Annotated in this window: 1 protein-coding gene; it reads right to left on the reverse strand. The window is 75.9% G+C overall.

The annotated features are described in order from the left end of the window. The coding region (locus L6Q67_RS23760; protein ID WP_367171675.1) for an FAD-dependent oxidoreductase at window positions 1-241 on the reverse strand (241 nt) is incomplete at both ends.

Genomic DNA, 241 nt, shown 5'->3' on the forward strand with positions numbered 1-241 from the left:
CTGGATCCAGCCGCCACCGGGAAACCACCAGCCGCCCGCCTCCACCGGCCAGCCGGCGAGCTGCCCGGCCTCCTCGCGGGAGACGAAGCGCAGGTAATCGGCCGGCGGCTGGTGGGCGTCGACCACCGCCCGCATCTTGCCCTCCTGCTTCGCGTCGCGCCCCAGGTGGAGCACCCCGCAGGCCTCCCAGCGCGGCGCATGGCCGGCCCGGGCGAGGCGCTCCAGATGGCGCAGGCCGTAA

The organism is Zoogloea sp. (assembly GCF_023150065.1).
Lineage (GTDB): Bacteria > Pseudomonadota > Gammaproteobacteria > Burkholderiales > Rhodocyclaceae > Zoogloea.